Source organism: Sporosarcina sp. PTS2304, assembly GCF_003351785.1.
GTDB lineage: Bacteria > Bacillota > Bacilli > Bacillales_A > Planococcaceae > Sporosarcina.
The window spans coordinates 378,963-396,745 of record NZ_CP031230.1 but is presented as its reverse complement, the minus strand read 5'-3'; the positions used below and the strand labels follow the sequence as shown (position 1 = coordinate 396,745).

Below are 17,783 nucleotides of genomic sequence, written 5' to 3'. Positions count from 1 at the left end.
GGAGGATCAGGTCGACAGATGAAACAACCAAAGGAGCGAAGCGACTGGTTGGTTCATCGCGACCCCTCCCGAACGCGTCCGGCTGGAACGCAACGCAACGACATTCCCAACCTCTCCAAACACTCTCATCCGTTACATCCCAACCGTCTAGAAATAACAATCCAATGGTTGAACCTCTCTCCTACAGAAAGCTGAAGAGTGCAGTGAAGTGGAAGCCGGCGACTCGGGGAGGATCAGGTCGACAGATGAAACAACCAAAGGAGCGAAGCGACTGGTTGGTTCATCGCGACCCCTCCCGAACGCGTCCGGCTGGAACGCAACGTAACGACATACCCAACCTCTCCAAACACTCTCATCCGTTGAACGCCAAACCTTCAGAAACCATAACTCAATAATCGCAATAACGATTCACTTCAAAAATCCAGTCAACAAATGATTTGTTTCCATAACAAAAAGACTATTCAGAAAATCAGATACTACTGACCTTCTGAACAGCCCCCAAGTCCGATGTAATTAGTCCACCGCAAGCTGCGGAGGATCTTTTTTCTTTTTAGATAGTAATTGTAATGCCAGTAAAACAGCAAATGACACAAGACCAATCACATCAGTTAAAGTTTCCGGATAAATTAATAGCATCCCCGTCGCAATTGTCAAAAGACGCATAAACCAATTTAACTTATAGTACCAGTAACCAATTAACCCTGCCCCGATTGCCACCATGCCGACAATGGCAGTAAATGTCACCCAGACAATCTCAACTACACTTGAATCGAGCATCAACATCGCCGGATTGAATACGAACATATAAGGAATTATAAACGCCGCAATCGCAAGCTTTGCTGAAGTGACACCAGTTTTAATCGGATCTCCACCAGAAATTCCTGACGCCGCAAATGCTGCTAAAGCGACCGGTGGAGTAATATCTGCAATGATTCCAAAATAGAACACGAATAAGTGAGCCGAGACCGCCACTACGATCGGTACAGCAGCTCCTGTAGGCTCATCAAGCATTAACAACGTAATGATGGCAGGCGCTGCAATCGTCGACGTAATAACATAGTTCGCAGTCGTCGGAGAACCCATTCCAAGGACAATTGCTGCAAGCATAGTAAAGATTAATGTTAATAAAATATTACCGCCGGCTGCAGAAATCAAGCCAGTAGCTAGACTAAGACCTAAACCTGTCTTTACGACGACACCTACTATAATCCCCGCGCAAGCAGTCGCAGCAGCTACGGCTAATGCAGTACGCGCACCGTCTACTAACGCCTGAATCATATCGCGAATACCGATTCTCGTTTCTTTACTGATCGAACTCACTACAATCGTTAAAACGATACCTAGTAACGCCGCTTTCATTGTTGGAATACCCGCCAATAAGAAGACGATAATACCTAAAATAGGTAGTAATAAATAAATCTTCTTCAATGTTTCTTTTCGGTTTGGAATTTGCGATGCATCCATTCCTTGCAACCCTACACGTTTTGCTTCAAAATGTGTCATAATCCAAATACCCGTGAAATAAAGTAATGCCGGAATAGCTGCTGCTTTTGCAATTTCCCAATACGTTACCCCGCCGATAAACTCAACCATTAAGAAAGCAGCGGCTCCCATGATAGGTGGCATAATTTGACCACCCGTAGAAGCTGCGGCCTCAACCCCGCCAGCGAACTCTTTACGATAGCCAAGTTTTTTCATCATAGGAATGGTATAAGAACCTGATCCTACAACGTTTGCTACTGAACTTCCAGAAATCGTTCCTTGAAGTGCACTAGAAAAAATAGCAACTTTTGCAGGACCCCCTGTTAAACGTCCAGCCAGTACGACAGCTAGATCATTAAAGTAGTTTCCTACACCGGTCTTTACCAAAAAGGCTCCAAATAACAAGAAGACGAAAATGAAGGTAGCGGATACACTAATCGGTGTACCTAAAATCCCATCTGTCGTGAAGAACATTAATTGGATTAAGTTTTCTACACTTTGACCACGGTGTGCTAAAAATCCTGGGAAGTAAGGTCCGAAAAATGCATAGACTAAAAAGGCTACCGATATTATCGTGATTGGAAGACCTACTGCACGTCTAGCCGCCTCCAATGTTAGTAAAACCGCTAATGTACCGATGAGTAAATCGATGTCAGACACTCGGCCCACACGAAATACTAATTCATCCATAAATAGCGGCCAATACAATCCGACGACGATAGCTAATAAGGAAAGTATAATATCGTAAAATGGTACTTTGTCACGTTTGACGCCAATTTTCTTCCGAGCAGGGAATAATAAGAAAATAAGTGATAGCGCGAAACCTAAGTGAATCGATCGTTGAATTTGTGCTGTAAACGGTTTTCCAATTGCCGTGTATAACTGGAAAATAGAGAAGGCCAATAATCCGAAAAATACAATCTTGCCTACGATTCCTTTTAAATCCCGTGTGTTAGATTCAGGATCATACTTTTGTAAGATTTCTAGTTGCTCTTGCTCTGAGAGTGTATCCACTTCTTCATCAGTCATACGCGGGACTTCTTTTTCTTTATTATTTTCCATCTAATCTAACTCCTTTCCACAATGTCAAATTCGACACCTTTTCTACATGAAATTCATAGGATTGCCCTCTTTCAAGGAAGTCCTTTAGATGATACTCTCGTTGCCCATATTGCAAAGATAAGTCTGTATTTACTCTACCCACATACAGAACAAACGAATCTATTGTACGGTTATCAAAAGTAAGCGTATAAATACCATCGTTCACTTCCAACGTCTCGCCCTCTTCCGCATATCCCGGCAGTCCGATTGCTACATCTTCATACTGCATATATTCAAAACGAAGTTTGCTATCATCAGTGATCTTATACTGTTCTTTTACATTTGATAAGTGAATGGAGTGAATATAATTTATTTGAAACTGCTGTTCAGTATGTAACGGAAGGTAGAACGCTCGTGGTTGTTCACTCCGTACTTGATTGAGTACGATGACTTGTTTATATGGGTAAACTATCCAAAACAGAAGAATACCGCTTACGATTAGCATTAGCAGAGGAATTAGTCTTTTCCTTTTCATCCGCCATTTCCTTCCTACATAAAAGTAAGAATGGGACGGATAAAGCTTTGCGCTTCACCGTCCCGCTCTTTCATTTAATTCATTCAGTTGATTAGTTCACTTCGTCAAAGTATTTTTGTGCACCTGGGTGTACCGGAATACCGATACCGTCCAACCCATTTTCAGCTTTGATCAAAGCACCTTTAGCGTGTTGGATTTTAGAAGCATTCTCATAAATTGCTTTTGTGATTTTGTAGCCCAACTCTTCAGAAATATCATTCTGCATAACAAGCATTGCACCTACAGATACTGCAGGTGTATCCACATCAGAACCATACGTCCCAGCAGGGATTACTTCTTTTGCATAGTATGGGTATTTCTCGATTAACTCATCCGCTTTTGCATCTTCAACTGGTACAATGAAAACTTCTGCTACTGCGTTTAAGCCTTCAACAGCGCCTGTTGGTGTTCCAGCAGTGATGAACGCTGCATCAATTTGACCCGCTTGCAAACTTTCTTGTGATTCACCAAAGTCTAAGTTTTGTGGTTTGATATCACTCATAGATAATCCGTGGATTTCAAGCAATTGCTCAGCATTTGCGTACGTACCTGAACCCGGAGCACCTACTGACACACTTTTACCTTTTAAGTCTTCAAACGTTTTAATGTCTTTTTTCTTCAGTGTAACTAGTTGAACAGTTTCAGGATAAAGTGCACCGACTGCTGATACTTCATCGATTACTTCTCCGTCAAACATCATTTCACCTTTAGATGCATAATATGCAATGTCTGTTTGAACGAAAGCAATTTGCGCATCTCCATCTTTAAGCGCTGTCATATTCGCAGCTGATGCTTGAGATACTTCAGCAGTTGTTTTAATACCTGTTTCCTCGCTGATAAATTCAGCAAAAGAACCCCCTAGTGGATAATAAGTCCCTTGCGTTCCACCCGTTAATAAGCTTAAGAATTTGTACTCTTGCTCTGTCTTACCTTCATCTTTGCTTCCATCTACATCCTTGTCCCCGTCTGCTTTTTCGTCATTTCCGCAAGCAGCTAGAACAAGAAGAGCAAACATGGAAACTAGCGCCAATAAGCGAAGTGTGTTTTTCTTCATGTAGCATTCTCCCCTTTTCTATTTTATTTATAGACATTACCATTCTACCATGAAAGCGCTTCACATTGTCAATATTTCGCTACTCTTTTTGTGCGGTAAGGTAGTGTATCGTTTAGGATTCTCCCGAGAGAAAGCGTATCGTCTAGAAGCGCTAGCCGCAAGACAATCCACGTCAGTGTCACTCCTCTTATAACTCAAGTTAGTAAAAACTCTAGTTGTTACAGCAGCTGTTGAATGTAAAACTACACAGCAAAAATGCACAAAGGTTCTTTTACCTTCATGCATCCTTGAACTCCAATCAGTGATTACGCATTGCCATTTTGAACATCTTCAAATGTTAAACCTGCTTCTTGCAAGTCGCGCGTTCTATGTGCAATTCTTGACGCTGCACATGCTGCTACACTTGCTACAAGATCATCTAAAAATGTATGAATACCTATACCCTTTTTCGTATCCAAGTCATTTATAATGCCGATCTTATTCTTATCCAAATGCCCGAACGTAGTAACTGCAATGGAGCCGTACGTATATACCGCACCTAATGCAATCGTTTCATCCACACCGAATAAACCTTCATCAGACTCGACAATTTGTTGTAGAGGTGCGGATAGCTGACCTCGTTCTGCAATCTCATCCAATTCTACCCCTACTAAAATGGCGTGTTGCAATTCCCTTTTGCGTAAAACCGCTTCTACAGAATCAATACATTGCTCAAGGGATAATCCTTTATTGTAAGGAACTTGCATTTCATAAACAATTTTCGCGATATCTTCAATTTTAACTCCACGACGTATTAAGGCATCTTTTGTAGCCGCAGTCACTACATCAGAATGCACAATATTTTTACCTGCTACCATAGTACTTCCCCTCTCTTTCTTCACACACGATTGTATTTCACTGGCATTACACTAGTATTTATCGGTATGATATCAACTAAGTGTACATTATTTTTGGAGGTCCTACAAAATGAACCCTGGTAAGATAGAAGAAATTACATTTTTCAGCGAGGCTTTACAAGAAGAAATGGAGCTCTTGCTTTATTTACCTTCTCGTTATTCACCACTTTACAAACACAATATCATACTTGCTTCAGACGGAAAAGACTATTTCCAGTTAGGTCGGATCGGTCGAGTAGCTGATGAATTAATGGAAGAAGAGATGATTGAACCCGTGATCATTGTGGGTATTCCTTATCAATCCGTCAGCGAGCGCAGAAGAATGTACCATCCGGAAGGCGACCGCAATGAAGCATATATTCGTTTTCTGGCACACGAATTAATTCAGTATATTGATGAAACGTATCCAACATACCAAATCGGGTCCAGCCGGATGCTCATTGGAGACTCTTTAGCTGCCTCTGTTTCATTGCTTACTGCATTAAAATATCCGAATTGTTTCGGAAAAGTCGTCTTACACTCACCATTCATTAATGAACACGTACTGGAAGCTGTCCGATCAAATGCTAATCCGTCCGCTTTATCGATTTATCATGTCATCGGGAAACAGGAAACACAGGTCGCGACTACAGCTGATGGGCGGTTGGACTTCTTAACTCCTAATCGCGAACTGCATAAATTAATAAAAGAAAAAGGTTTCCCACACTTTTATATGGAGCTCGAAGGTGACCATACATGGAAGACATGGCAACCAGACATAAGACGCGCTATTCTTGAAATTAATAGCCTTTAGTATTAGAATGAAACAAATTCGTCTATTTTCTGATATACTGGAATAGATGAACATAAAATGAATCCATTCACAAGGAGGCAATCTAAATGAAATACGGTATTGTTGCATTCCCTTCAAAAAAACTTCAAGACATGGCAAATGGTTATCGCAAAAGGTACGATCCGCACTACGCACAGATCACCCCGCACATGACTTTGAAAGATCCATTCGAAGCGAATGATCAAGAAATTGAAGAAGTAGCAAAAGCGTTAAAAGACATCACGATCAAGAACAGCCCTTTTGAGTTACAAGTTACAAAAGTAGGGTCATTCGCTCCTACCACGAATACGATTTATTTTAAAGTTACACCGAACGATGAGTTACTAGCATTGCATAAAGACTTAAATTCGAATTTTTATGAGAACGCATCCAATTACGCTTTTATTCCACATGTCACTATCGCACAAGACTTAACGTCCGGTGAACATGATGATGTGATTAACCAGATAAAAATGGTAGGTGTCGAGCATTCAGAAAGAATCGACCGCATCCATTTATTATATCAACTAGAAGATGGATCATGGACAGTATATGAAACATTCCGTCTAGATCGCGAGTCTTGATTTGTTGATGACGGTAAAGATCGTTTCAGATGAAGCTGGCTTGGAGGATGCATACACGGTTCGAAAAAAAGTGTTTGTTGAAGAACAAGGTGTTCCTCTGAATTTGGAATTGGATGAATATGATCAGGATGCCACGCACTTCGTCGTCTATGACGAAGAGAATCATCCTATTGGTGCAGGTCGTATGCGGGGTCTGGCTAATGCGCACGGTAAAATCGAAAGAATTTGCATTTTAGCCGAACATCGTGGAAAGCATATTGGAAATATGATTATGAATACGTTAGAAGAACATGCAAAAAAACTTTCTATGAAAAAACTTCTACTTAATGCACAATCATACGCTGTACCATTTTATGAAAAGCTAGGATACGTTGTGACATCCCCTGAATTTATGGATGCTGATATCCCTCATCGAGCAATGGAAAAGATATTGCTCGATGAATAGTTTTTCATCATATAAAAAAACCTTGTCAGCTCTATAGTTGACAAGGTTTTTTAAATTCTATGCGTATTCGTTTATGGATAATCCTTTGCCTACTACTTCTGCAATTGCAGGAGATAATTTCGCTGGATTAGGAGCAATGAATCCATCTTTAGCTAGTGATCGAGGTGCACGCTTCATGTTTCTTTGTTCCATTTGTTCTTTTCGGCGTCTATCTTCTTCTTCCAAAATATCTTCCCAGTAACTCGATTCCTCACTTTTCATACGTACTGGACTTACTCGACCAATATATGCAAAATTATGAGGTTGGTTATTCATTCTTTCTGCATACTGCTGAGCTTGATAATTTTGAATCGGTAAAATATAACCCATGATGTGCACCTCCCTTTGAATTCATTCTTTGGTTATACTATATCCATATGGAATGGCTTTTAAACCACATTTCTATAATTTATTTTATTTTCCGCCTAACATGTGATTTATATCGTTAAAGTTCAGCCCTTTACCACTTTGGATGATGGAATTCACAAGCTCATCTTCCACATGTTGCGGGACGTCTTTATTAGCTAACTGACTTACTTTTTGAATAATCTTTCTCACTTGACGTTCATCTTTAAAATCAGCAAACTGAATGGCATTAGCTAATGCAAATACTTCTTCCATTGGAACACCTGTTTTAGATTCGATTTTTCGAAAGAATGAATCATTCATCTAGTACTCTCCTCCTTAGAAGTAGCTTCTGCCTACAATAATCAGCAAAATAAATAAGACGACGATCAATACGAACGAAGAGCCACCGTATCTTTCCCCATAACCTCCGCCATATCCAAAGCCACCTTGACTATGAGATGGAAAACATCCATACATAAAAACCCCTCCTTCCTTCTTCTCTACTATATGCAGAGGATCAAGGATTGGAGAGGGTATTTTTAAACATTTCCTTTCGAAGTAAACAGCAAAGCTCCTATTAACCCGAAAATAATTGCAGCACTGATGCCCGAACTTGTCACTTCAAACATACCCGTGACTACACCTATCAAGCCGTGTCTTTCTGCTTCCGCCAATGCACCATGCGTCAACGCATTACCGAACGAAGTAATAGGAATAGTGGCGCCGGCTCCCGCAAAATCAATCAACGGTTCATACCAGCCGAGCCCGTCTAAAATAGAGCCCATCACTACTAATGTACAAAGAGTGTGAGCAGGTGTTAGTTTCGCCACATCCATTAATAATTGTCCTATGACACATATCAAGCCACCTACAATAAACGAAGTAATATAAATCGATATCAATTTACCATCACCTCATCTACTGCGATTTCAATTGCATGTGCGATACATGGTATGCTGTCTCCTTGTTGATAAGTCAGCGGTGACAAAAGAGCACCCGTAGCAATGAGAAGAACTCGCCTATATTCTTTCTTTCGAAGTTTCTCATAGACGTCAGAGAAAAATACGGCTGCGGAACAACCCGAACCACTAGCGCCCGCATGAAAGGAAGGATCATTTCCATAAAACTCTTCTCCCGCATCCCGAAAATTCTTCGTATGAGCTAATCCATTTTCATTCGCCAATGCTTTAAAAATGGTAAAGCCACTACTCCCTAAATCACCTGTTATAATCGTGTCATAATCATTGATCGTTTTATTATGTCCCGTCAAATGACTGGACAATGTGGCCATAGCAGCCGGGGCCATCGCTGCTCCCATATTTAAAGGGTCTGTCATCCCCATGTCCACTACTTTCCCGATAGTCGCACAACAAATTGAAGGGTGTTCAGGCATGTGTTGTCCGAGTAATACTGCTCCTGCTGCTGTCACTGTCCATTGCGATGCTGCACCTTTTTGGGAACCATATTCCAACGGGTAACGGAATTGTCGTTCAATCGCATTATGTTGACTAGAAGACCCCGCCACAAGCCATCGCGCCTGATTTGCGTCAACAAGTAAAGCAGCTGTGATCATGGAAGAAACGGAAGTGGCACAAGCGGAGAATATTCCTACATACGGAATGCCTAGCTGTAAAGCAGTAAAATTAGAAGGAGTCATCTGATTGACTAAATCTCCGGTCAAAAAGAAATCAATTTTATCTACAGTCTTTTTTGTTTTACTTAATGCGATCTGCACTGCATCATACATGAGTTGTTTATGTCCATCTTCATTCGTTGCCAAATCACATCGCTCATCTTCATATACCTTATCAAACTGCTCAGCAAATACACTTTTCTTTTTTTCTAAAGGTCCTGCTGTCACACCGGTCGAATACATACTTGGCAACGACGAAAACGTTAAAATGCCATGTTTCACCATGAAAGCACACCAAATTTCACGAGTAATGTTTTAATAAGAGCTACAAGAAATGCAGAAAATACTCCGAATAAAATTACCGATCCTGCCAGTTTAAACATATTCCCTCCAACGCCGAGCACATATCCTTCCGACTTATGTTCAATGGCTGAAGAGACAACCGCATTTCCAAAACCCGTAATAGGAACAGCCGCTCCCGCACCTCCGAATTGTGCGATCTTTTTATACAATCCGAAGCCAGTCAATAGCATCGAAATAAAAATCATCGTAGCCACTGTCGGATTACTTGCAGTCCGTTCCGTAAAGTCAAAGTACGTAATATAAAAAAGTGCAATAAACTGACCAATTAAACAAATCAGTCCACCTACTAGAAAAGCTTTCACCATATTTTTAAGTATAGGAGGTTTTGGGGATAGTTCTTTCTCTAATTGCGCATACTTTTCTTGTTCCATTAGGTTTGCTCCTTCTCAATGGATTTGATTTGGTCAATCTTTTTTCGATACGCTGACGGTTTTTCTTTTTTTATTAACTTATCTGTTTCCAACAGAACTTTACTGTCTGCCGAAACGGTAACCTTCAAATCTGGATACTCTTTTTCCAGTTTCTTTTCAATAGTTGATGCAATCTTCTTTTTTTGAAATCTTGAAAATGTATTGACTCGGATTGCTACTAGTACATCCTTTTCATGTACTAACGCAATTGCTAACTTGACATGTTTATTTTGATCAATCGTTTCTTTCAAGAAATCTGTGTCTGTATTTGTTGTGTTTTCAATATGCGTCCCTTTATCGCTACATCCTGTTAAGAATACACTCACTAACAGCACGTATATAAGTCTTTTCAAGAGTACCGCCTCCCTTCTTTACAGTATGGAATAATACATAGTGAATTATGCATTTCTGTGCAAACGCCCTGCCCTCTTTGCTCCTGTTGCATAAAGTAAAGAGAACGATAAACAGGAGGTGGACAGTAGTGGGATGTGAAAGAAAAGACAATAAGCATGGTGGTTGTCATAAGTCCAATTGTATTTGTGAAGTCGTACGTTTCATCAAACGCGTCCAAAGCACAAGTCCAGAAGTAGACTGTGTAGAATGTGATACGGATTGTTTCATGGCGCCATTGGGCAGTCTAGTCAGTCCAGTGCGCGGTCGTGTCAATACGCGTGTATTCAGTTTACTGACGGATGATGGTGATTATTTCAAAGCGGTATTTAGAGGCGGTAAATCTGTAAAACCTTATCCAAGAGCTGCTAATGAAAGTGAAATGGGTAGAAAACCATCGTATCCATCAACAAGTTGTGTTTCTGTATTTTTCAGAGTACAAACAGTTTTCGATTCATGTTGTGCAACTATTCAAGTATTACAGCCGTTATACAATGGGAATCCTATAGATATTTATGACAACGGAAAAATTTGTTTGGAGAAAGTATGTAAAGTGAATGGTTTCGGTCCTACTAATACATGTTTAACAGTCGACTTAAGTTGCTTCTGCGGGATTCAATGTATTGATGATGTTTATATTGATTTCTGCGACGAAACATAAAATACACTCCGCAAAAATGCTCGCAACGAAAAAAAGCTGTCAAAGACGTTAGGGATACTTGATAGTAGCTGTTGCAAAACACACTGGCAAGTATTCCTCACGCTATTTTTTCATTGTTCTATAAGAAGCGAGAAAAAATTCTGATTACTTTTATGACTAACAATTATCAAGTAAAACCGGCAATAACCAATAAAAGGGGCTGTCCAGAAAGTCAGTGAGAACTGAGTTTCTGTGACAGCCCTTTTTCTCATGAAACGAATAGAAGAATCCTTTCTTCGCCGTTCCTTTCCGTTCCACTCGATATCTTGCTTCAAATAGGTACAAAAAAATCGCCCTTTCTAGTAGAATAAAGTTACCAAACCCACTCTACGAAAGGACGATTTTTTATGCGCGATCCAAAGATTACTTACGAACAGTACACCACAGAACAACTCACTTTTTCTATAGAAGAACATACGGCATCGTTCCGTGGCCTTGAAAAGTTTCATACGGAGTTCGCAATCGTCGCACTGGTTCACAGTTGAAAGTAGCGGGCATCCGCCGGCTACTTTCAACTGTGAACGACTACAAACCAAAATCAGGCAGAGAAAAACGATTCGTTTTTCTCTGCCTGATTTATTTTAGGGACTTATTGGACAGCCCCTTTTTATAATTATATAGTAAATGATTGCTGTTTCCATTTGATATCTGTAATCTCTCCTAAAGCAATGGAAATAAGTTCATGATCTTTCATCATCCATAACAAACTAGAATCCAATTCGTGAATTTTCCCTTTTATTACTTGATCTTTCGTAATAACTTCAATGGGTTGATACAACTCTTTTCGAAAAGGGTGGTCTAAGTAATATAGAATCGGCTGAATTTGTGGATTTGTTAACATGTCTTCTTCTATTGACATATCATCAATAGAGGGTTGCTGCAAATGTACTTCCTCTCTTGTATGTTCTATTTCAAAAATAGATGTACTTTCTTCTTCTGGTAGAGGTTTATACACATGCTTTCTTATTACTGGGCTATTCACAAATAATAACGGCTTTTTCTGACTCATCTTCATCACATCCTTTTCGTCTAGCATATGTAATGAAAAAGCCTAATGTTCCAATGAAGAACAAAAAAGCATTCATCGTTCACAAAGAACTGATGAATGCTGTTGCTAGACCTAGATAAATAATAATACTAATGACATCGTTAAGTGTCGTAATAAACGGACCTGAAGCAACGGCCGGATCGACTTTTATTTTATGCATAAATAACGGGATGAAAGATCCTGAAATCGTCGCAACAAAAATAGATACTAGCGTAGCGGTACCGACTAATAATGCGATAACTAGTTCATGCTTCCAAACAAATATTAATAATACGACGAAAATCGCACAAACTAAACCCGTAATTAACCCCGTACCTGCTTCTCGAATGAGTAGCTTAAATTTACTTTCGTCTTCAATATCTCTCGTCGCAATCCCTCGAACCGCAACGGCTAGTGATTGTGTCCCACTATTACCTGCTGTCCCAGCAATTAACGGAATAAAGACGGCCAATAAAGCTACTTGAGAAATAGTTTCTGTAAATAAATCAATTAAATTAGCGGTTAACATACCGAGTACAATCAAAGTGATTAACCACGGGATACGTTTTTTGGCAGCTGAGAATGAATTTTTATCGAAAGTATCCATCGTGGAAACCCCGGCAAGTTTAGAATAGTCATCCGAAGCTTCTTCGTCGATTACATCAATAATATCATCGACTGTAATAATCCCTAAAATATGTTGCTGAAAGTCAACAACCGGCACGGCTAAGAAGTTATAGTCCTGAATCGTCCGTGCAACGTCTTCCTGATCATCCGATACCGATACACTCACTACACGTTCACTCATAATCGCGCGAATTAGCGTATCTTCGTCTGCAATGATCAAGTCGCGAAGGGATACGACTCCGGTTAAGCGTTGCGTATCATCTACGACGAATAAATAGTAAATTGTTTCTGCACTTGGCGCTTCGCTACGCAAAATCGTCATAGCTGAACGAACGGTGGAATTCTCCGATACCGTAACAAATTCCGTCGTCATAATCGATCCAGCTGTATACTCTTCATAGTGAAGCAACGCTTTAATCTGAATTGCGGCTTCTTTATCCATTAATGTTAAGTAACTAACAACTTGCTTTTTATCAAGTTCTTTCAGGACATCTACCGCATTATCCACAAACATGTATGAAATCATCTCTGCGGCATAAGTCGCATCCATCTCCTCAAGGAACTCTTTATATTCGTCCTCTTCAATCTCACTCGTCTCAAAGATCTCAGCAAGTTCTTTTGGCGATAAATAAAAATACATTAATTCCCTAAGTTCTGATCCGACTTCTTCATAAAAAATCGCCCGGTCATAAGGGTGAAGCGCCAGGTATTCTTGTCTAAACGTATGGATGTCTTCTTCGACAAGCAGTAATTTCAACTTCTCCTCATCCAAAACCTTTTCATTTTTTAATTCATCTAGTGGAGTTACCATAAGTTCACACCTTCCCTTCTACACTGCCTTTCCTACTACTTTGCAAAAATAAATGCATATCTACAGGTAAAGGACTTACACACTCAATTCGTCTCTTCGTTAGTGGATGGAGGAAACTAATTGCTGAACAATGCAATGCTTGTCGCGCAAAAACGTGTTCATTCGCACCATATAGATCATCACCGATTAAAGGGTGACCAAGCCATTGTAAGTGAACACGTATTTGATGAGTTCTTCCTGTGTGAAGAGCCAACTTCACGACAGAAAACTCAGTTGCTTCATTTTCGGCAATTTCCTCTACACAGACATCCGTCCTCGCGTATTGTCCATCTTGCCGAACGATTCTTTCAATTATACTGCCTTCTTTTCTCCCGATTGGTTGCTCGATCATTAAAAAGGAAGGAGTGATTGCACCTTCAGCAAACGCGGTGTACTGACGTTTAAATAAGTTCTCATTCATCTGTTTGCTTAACAAATGATGGATATGACGGTTCTTCGCCACACAAATGATACCTGAAGTATCTGTATCGAGTCTCGTAACCATATGAGCCGTTGACGGTACTCCCTCCGCCATAAACTTTCCACAAACATAATTCGCAACGGTACCTGAAGGATGATTACGAGAAGGGATAGTACTCTGCCCTGCTGGTTTATCGAGCAGTAAAATAGTTTCATCTTCATAGAGGATAGATAGCGCTCCAAACTCCGGAGCCAATCCATCACTTATTTTCTCTGGTGGAAACAATACAGTGACTCGATCTCCAGCTTGTAACGGGTAACGGACATTCTGCTCATGTCCATTCACTAAAATTTGACCACCCGTATATTTAATAGCCGTCAATGTCGTTTTGGATATCTCTTTCTCTGCCAAAAAGTCACGCAGCACCCCTTTATTCACAACGTCATAGTCTAGTTGAAATAGCGGGTTAGTTTTTATTTTCATCATCTTCACGTTCGTAGATTAAATCACTCGCTACGAACGATTCATTGACACGCATCCAAAAAGGAAATGGTCTAAAACGTGCGAAGCCCATTTTTTCATTGGATACTTTGTACTCAATCGACTTTACATCTTTATGAAGTAATTGCAAGTGATCCACTGTCACCATGAAATCCGGTCCTTTGACTGGTGTCAATGTACATACATGATGATCTGGTAAAATAAGTGGTGACCCTACCGTACGGAAAACTCGGTTATTAATAGAAGCCATTTCTGTCAACTGCATCGATGGCAATGAAGGGTGAATAATTGCTCCGCCTAGTGATTTGCTGTAAGCGGTAGATCCTGATGGTGTCGACATGCAGAGCCCGTCACCTCTAAAACGCTCAAAATGTTCGCCATTTAATTCTACATCCATCACTAACGTAACGTCTGGTGATTTCACTGTAGATTCATTTAACGCTAAATAAGAAGCACTTTTTTCTGAATGTCGATAATTGATCGTCACTTCAATCAAAGGATATTCAATCACTTCGTACTCCTGCCTTGCGATTAAAATTACAAGTTTCTCTATCTCCGAAGGTTTCCAATCTGCATAAAACCCTAAATGACCTGTATGAATTCCAACAAAGGATGTAGAATCTAAACGATGTATGTACTTATGGAAAGCATGCAGTAACGTACCATCTCCACCGATCGACAACACGATGTCCGGTTCTTCCTCATCATACTTCAAACCGAAATCTCGTAAATAAATTCTCGCTTCTTTCATTAACTTATTCGAAATCTCATCGTTGCGCGACTGAATAGTGAACTTCATTAAGTCACTCCCTTTCCTTTTTTGCAATACAATCGTCATACTTAATTTACCTGTTCTAATACAGCTTGAAATGCTTCTTCAACAGCTGCACTGAATTTTTCACCGTAATTGTCATTTCCCTCAATATTAAGGACTAACGCGTATAATTCATCTTTTAAATCTGTTAGTACAAGTTTCTGATCTTGCCAAACTAAAACTGGAGTGGCATCTGTTAAAAGTACATTCGCAAGACCACTCCAGCTATTTTGTGGAAAATACGCATAACGATAGCCCGACTCATGATCGAATGCATAAACGAATGATTGCCGGTCTGTGTCAGTCAGCATTTTGCCTGTTGGCGAACCTAAAGGCCAATGAGCTTCGGGATGTAAAACGAAGTGTATTTCATTCCCTTGCTGATCTATAGTAAGTATTTTATTTTGTTTATCCAAGTTGACCACTTCCTTAAATAAAGTCTTTACGTTCAGTCTACCATATGACACACATTGTTGCATTTTGTATTTGCCCATTCTGCTACGAAAGTTGGTATAATAGAGAGGATATACAATCTACTATAACGATTACTCATATATAGGAGGAATGAGCGTGAACCTAAACCCATTGAATATGCGAATGCTTCTCGAATTAAATACGATGCAGACTCTTGGGGCTGTGCAGTCTTTCAGTGCTAGTTCATTAGGAGACGCCAATGAATTCCAGTCATTACTTACACAATTAATGACGGAAAGTACATTAGGTCTCACCCACTCACCCGCATCGTCAAAGAAAAGCTTACTTTACCAAGGAGAGAACTATTCACACTCTATTTTGCCTGCACTGTCGTTGCCTATTAATTTACCTGAATCCAACACGGCAGGTAAAGGACAGTTCGCAGATATTATTAAAGAGGCCGCAGATAAGTATCAACTACCTGAAAAATTAATTTCAGCGGTAATTAAACAAGAGTCAAACTTTAACGCAAAAGCTGTTAGTCAGGCAGGCGCTGGCGGACTTATGCAACTTATGCCTGGAACAGCTAAATTTCTAGGTGTCGCGGACCGCTTTGATCCGAGACAAAATGTAATGGGCGGTGCAAAATATTTACGCACGATGCTGAACCAATTCGGCTCTATCGAAACCGCTCTAGCCGCTTATAATGCAGGACCTGGTAATGTAAAAAAACATGGTGGAATTCCTCCATTTAAAGAAACACAAAACTATGTAAAAAAAGTGATGAATTACTACAATCAAATGGCGTAAAAGGAAATTCGACACGATTTAACATAGATCACTTACGATAAATTACCCATCTGCACTATAACAACAACTTAACAATAAGTTCTTTTATTTGTATAGGAAAACGTTCGTTGATAGAATAAAGACACAGATGAACGAAAGGGTGTGAATGTGATGACCCGAAAACCAATCATCCCTTTTGAGGAGATCGGCGAGAAAAGGTTACACGAACTATTAGAACGATTCTACGCAAAAGTGGCGGTGCATCCGGACCTCTACCCAATATTCCCTGACGACCTATCCGAGACACTGCGGAAACAAATACAATTTCAGACACAATATCTTGGAGGCCCCAATCTTTTTACAGAAGAGCATGGTCATCCGATGATGAAAGCACGGCATATGCCGTTCCCTATCACACCTACTCGCGCTAAAGCATGGTTAGCATGCATGGCGGAAGCAATGGATGAAGTAGGACTGGAGGGACCACTGCGGGATGTATACTATCAGCGCCTTGTCTTAACAGCCAACCATATGGTAAATAGGAACGAGGAGGAAGACGAGTGAACTATCTAACTGCTATCGATGATACGTTACACTATTCTGCTTCAGCAAAGCCCATTGAACTCTATGTATTTTTAGATCCATACTGCAAAGATTGCTGGTCACTGCAACCACTTTTACGGAAATTGCAAGTCGAATATGATCACTACTTTTCATTGAGAATCGTATTGCGGACACCGTTGCCTAAACTGAATATGCCACCTGTCTGCGACTCTCAAGATTCAAGACCAACGAACAGGGCTAATCCTTGTTTTCCAAGCATCGCGATTAAAGCGGCTGAATTCCAAGGAAAACGAGCTGGTTTCCGATACTTATCTTGTCTATTAGAGTATTCATTCTTGAAAAAGCGCAATGTAACTTCATTTTCAGTACTCGTAGAAATTGCAGCACGAATAAATCTCGATGTTGATGAATTTATAGCTGACTTTACTTCTGACGAGACGATGCGTGCTTTGCAAGTAGATATGTTTTTGGGGAATGAAATGGAAGTAGATGAAGCACCTACTTTTGTATTTTTCAATAGTAATATTGAAGATGAAGGATTGAAAGTGAGTGGTCGCTACGAGTATGCGATTTACGAACAGATTTTAGAAGAATTGATTGGTAGTCAACTATTGCCTGATATGCCACCGTCCATCAATTCCCTCTTTAACCGTTTTGATCTACTTACTACGAGAGAAGTAGCTGAAATCTATCGCATTACTGAAAAAGAAGCGGAACGTGAATTGAAGAAGCGTCTTCTTAAACAACAAATCGAATGCATTCCATTCCAAGATCGTACATTATGGCGTAAAAAACAGCATAATTGCTCTTTAATCAAACAGCACTTTTAATTGATCCAAAGTCCTCTAATTTGAGGGCTTTGGATTTTATCTTTTTCAAGAAGTGTCTAGTTTCTTACTCTGTTTTTCTATAATCCGTTCGTAAGACTGTTGTTGGATAAATGATTCTTGGTGTGCAGTGCAGAAAAATAGGATACGTGTGAGGATTCTCCCTACAGAACCGGACG

General features: G+C 40.1%; 24 protein-coding genes. 8 read left to right on the top strand and 16 right to left on the bottom strand.

The window, feature by feature from the left end; genetic code table 11:
• Nucleotides 1-513 precede the first annotated feature (513 nt).
• The 4 genes from DV702_RS01700 to DV702_RS01685 all read right to left on the bottom strand — a co-directional run bounded on the left by DV702_RS01700 (nt 514) and on the right by DV702_RS01685 (nt 5,008).
• Nucleotides 514-2,544, bottom strand: a complete 2,031-nt coding sequence (locus DV702_RS01700; protein WP_114923159.1) for a TRAP transporter permease — start codon at nt 2,542-2,544, stop codon at nt 514-516.
• A complete protein-coding gene (locus DV702_RS01695; RefSeq protein ID WP_114923158.1) occupies nt 2,534-3,058 on the bottom strand; it encodes a DUF1850 domain-containing protein in 525 nt (174 codons plus the stop codon). The genes DV702_RS01700 and DV702_RS01695 overlap by 11 nt, the downstream gene beginning before the upstream one ends.
• 91 nt (nt 3,059-3,149) lie before the next feature.
• Complete coding sequence (locus DV702_RS01690; protein ID WP_114923157.1) at nt 3,150-4,151, bottom strand: TAXI family TRAP transporter solute-binding subunit; 1,002 nt, start codon at nt 4,149-4,151, stop codon at nt 3,150-3,152.
• A 305-nt stretch (nt 4,152-4,456) separates the two neighbouring features.
• Entirely contained in the window at nt 4,457-5,008 is a 552-nt protein-coding gene (locus DV702_RS01685) for a phosphatidylglycerophosphatase A family protein (protein ID WP_114923156.1), read from the bottom strand.
• Nucleotides 5,009-5,117: 109 nt separating this feature from the next.
• On the opposite strand from DV702_RS01685, the gene DV702_RS01680 reads away from it, so the two are divergent.
• The 3 genes from DV702_RS01680 to DV702_RS01670 all read left to right on the top strand — a co-directional run bounded on the left by DV702_RS01680 (nt 5,118) and on the right by DV702_RS01670 (nt 6,887).
• On the top strand, nt 5,118-5,840 hold the full coding sequence (locus DV702_RS01680; protein WP_114923155.1) for an alpha/beta hydrolase: 723 nt from the start codon (nt 5,118-5,120) through the stop codon (nt 5,838-5,840).
• 86 nt (nt 5,841-5,926) lie between these two features.
• Entirely contained in the window at nt 5,927-6,442 is a 516-nt protein-coding gene (locus DV702_RS01675; RefSeq protein WP_114923154.1) for a YjcG family protein, read from the top strand.
• A gap of 7 nt (nt 6,443-6,449) precedes the next feature.
• Entirely contained in the window at nt 6,450-6,887 is a 438-nt protein-coding gene (locus DV702_RS01670) for a GNAT family N-acetyltransferase (RefSeq protein WP_205407235.1), read from the top strand.
• Between the two features lie 57 nt (nt 6,888-6,944).
• Here the strand turns inward: DV702_RS01670 and DV702_RS01665 are convergent, their stop codons facing one another.
• The 7 genes from DV702_RS01665 to DV702_RS01635 all read right to left on the bottom strand — a co-directional run bounded on the left by DV702_RS01665 (nt 6,945) and on the right by DV702_RS01635 (nt 10,033).
• Nucleotides 6,945-7,256, bottom strand: a complete 312-nt coding sequence (locus DV702_RS01665) for a hypothetical protein (RefSeq protein WP_114923153.1) — start codon at nt 7,254-7,256, stop codon at nt 6,945-6,947.
• Nucleotides 7,257-7,340: 84 nt separating this feature from the next.
• Complete coding sequence (locus DV702_RS01660; RefSeq protein WP_114923152.1) at nt 7,341-7,595, bottom strand: stage VI sporulation protein F; 255 nt, start codon at nt 7,593-7,595, stop codon at nt 7,341-7,343.
• A gap of 15 nt (nt 7,596-7,610) precedes the next feature.
• The gene (locus DV702_RS17310) at nt 7,611-7,664 is read right to left on the bottom strand and encodes a YjcZ family sporulation protein (RefSeq protein WP_231293356.1); all 54 of its coding nucleotides are present in this window, start codon (nt 7,662-7,664) and stop codon (nt 7,611-7,613) included.
• 149 nt (nt 7,665-7,813) lie between these two features.
• Nucleotides 7,814-8,110 (bottom strand): SpoVA/SpoVAEb family sporulation membrane protein, encoded by a 297-nt coding sequence (locus DV702_RS01650; RefSeq protein ID WP_371682744.1) that lies wholly within the window; start codon nt 8,108-8,110, stop codon nt 7,814-7,816.
• Nucleotides 8,111-8,172: 62 nt separating this feature from the next.
• On the bottom strand, nt 8,173-9,192 hold the full coding sequence (locus DV702_RS01645) for a beta-ketoacyl-[acyl-carrier-protein] synthase family protein (protein WP_114923149.1): 1,020 nt from the start codon (nt 9,190-9,192) through the stop codon (nt 8,173-8,175).
• A complete protein-coding gene (spoVAC, locus tag DV702_RS01640) occupies nt 9,186-9,641 on the bottom strand; it encodes a stage V sporulation protein AC (RefSeq protein ID WP_114923148.1) in 456 nt (151 codons plus the stop codon). The genes DV702_RS01645 and spoVAC overlap by 7 nt, the downstream gene beginning before the upstream one ends.
• Nucleotides 9,641-10,033, bottom strand: coding sequence for a YhcN/YlaJ family sporulation lipoprotein (locus DV702_RS01635; protein ID WP_114923147.1), 393 nt, complete (start codon nt 10,031-10,033; stop codon nt 9,641-9,643). The genes spoVAC and DV702_RS01635 overlap by 1 nt, the downstream gene beginning before the upstream one ends.
• A 128-nt stretch (nt 10,034-10,161) precedes the next feature.
• Here DV702_RS01635 and DV702_RS01630 point away from each other — a divergent pair, with 128 nt between their 5' ends.
• Both DV702_RS01630 and DV702_RS16750 read left to right on the top strand, forming a co-directional pair.
• Nucleotides 10,162-10,731 (top strand): CotY/CotZ family spore coat protein, encoded by a 570-nt coding sequence (locus DV702_RS01630; protein ID WP_114923146.1) that lies wholly within the window; start codon nt 10,162-10,164, stop codon nt 10,729-10,731.
• 386 nt (nt 10,732-11,117) lie between these two features.
• Nucleotides 11,118-11,255, top strand: a complete 138-nt coding sequence (locus DV702_RS16750; protein ID WP_162805692.1) for a hypothetical protein — start codon at nt 11,118-11,120, stop codon at nt 11,253-11,255.
• A gap of 128 nt (nt 11,256-11,383) precedes the next feature.
• Here the strand turns inward: DV702_RS16750 and DV702_RS01625 are convergent, their stop codons facing one another.
• The 5 genes from DV702_RS01625 to DV702_RS01605 all read right to left on the bottom strand — a co-directional run bounded on the left by DV702_RS01625 (nt 11,384) and on the right by DV702_RS01605 (nt 15,426).
• On the bottom strand, nt 11,384-11,779 hold the full coding sequence (locus DV702_RS01625) for a hypothetical protein (protein WP_114923145.1): 396 nt from the start codon (nt 11,777-11,779) through the stop codon (nt 11,384-11,386).
• A gap of 79 nt (nt 11,780-11,858) precedes the next feature.
• Nucleotides 11,859-13,235 (bottom strand): magnesium transporter, encoded by a 1,377-nt coding sequence (gene mgtE / locus DV702_RS01620; RefSeq protein ID WP_205407200.1) that lies wholly within the window; start codon nt 13,233-13,235, stop codon nt 11,859-11,861.
• Nucleotides 13,236-13,239: 4 nt separating this feature from the next.
• Nucleotides 13,240-14,181 carry an RluA family pseudouridine synthase gene (locus tag DV702_RS01615; RefSeq protein ID WP_240315665.1) on the bottom strand — a complete coding sequence of 314 codons (942 nt, stop codon included), beginning with the start codon at nt 14,179-14,181 and terminating at the stop codon, nt 13,240-13,242.
• Nucleotides 14,162-14,995: an NAD kinase gene (locus DV702_RS01610; protein ID WP_240315664.1), complete on the bottom strand. Its 834-nt coding sequence runs from the start codon at nt 14,993-14,995 to the stop codon at nt 14,162-14,164. The genes DV702_RS01615 and DV702_RS01610 overlap by 20 nt, the downstream gene beginning before the upstream one ends.
• 41 nt (nt 14,996-15,036) lie before the next feature.
• A complete protein-coding gene (locus tag DV702_RS01605; RefSeq protein ID WP_114923142.1) occupies nt 15,037-15,426 on the bottom strand; it encodes a UPF0738 family protein in 390 nt (129 codons plus the stop codon).
• Between the two features lie 154 nt (nt 15,427-15,580).
• On the opposite strand from DV702_RS01605, the gene DV702_RS01600 reads away from it, so the two are divergent.
• The 3 genes from DV702_RS01600 (at nt 15,581) to DV702_RS01590 (ending at nt 17,607) form a co-directional block, all read left to right on the top strand.
• The gene (locus tag DV702_RS01600) at nt 15,581-16,234 is read left to right on the top strand and encodes a lytic transglycosylase domain-containing protein (RefSeq protein WP_240315663.1); all 654 of its coding nucleotides are present in this window, start codon (nt 15,581-15,583) and stop codon (nt 16,232-16,234) included.
• A 150-nt stretch (nt 16,235-16,384) separates the two neighbouring features.
• The gene (locus DV702_RS01595) at nt 16,385-16,777 is read left to right on the top strand and encodes a globin domain-containing protein (RefSeq protein ID WP_114923141.1); all 393 of its coding nucleotides are present in this window, start codon (nt 16,385-16,387) and stop codon (nt 16,775-16,777) included.
• A complete protein-coding gene (locus DV702_RS01590) occupies nt 16,774-17,607 on the top strand; it encodes a DsbA family protein (RefSeq protein ID WP_114923140.1) in 834 nt (277 codons plus the stop codon). Before DV702_RS01595 ends, DV702_RS01590 begins: the two co-directional genes overlap by 4 nt.
• The last annotated feature ends 176 nt before the right edge of the window (nt 17,608-17,783 follow it).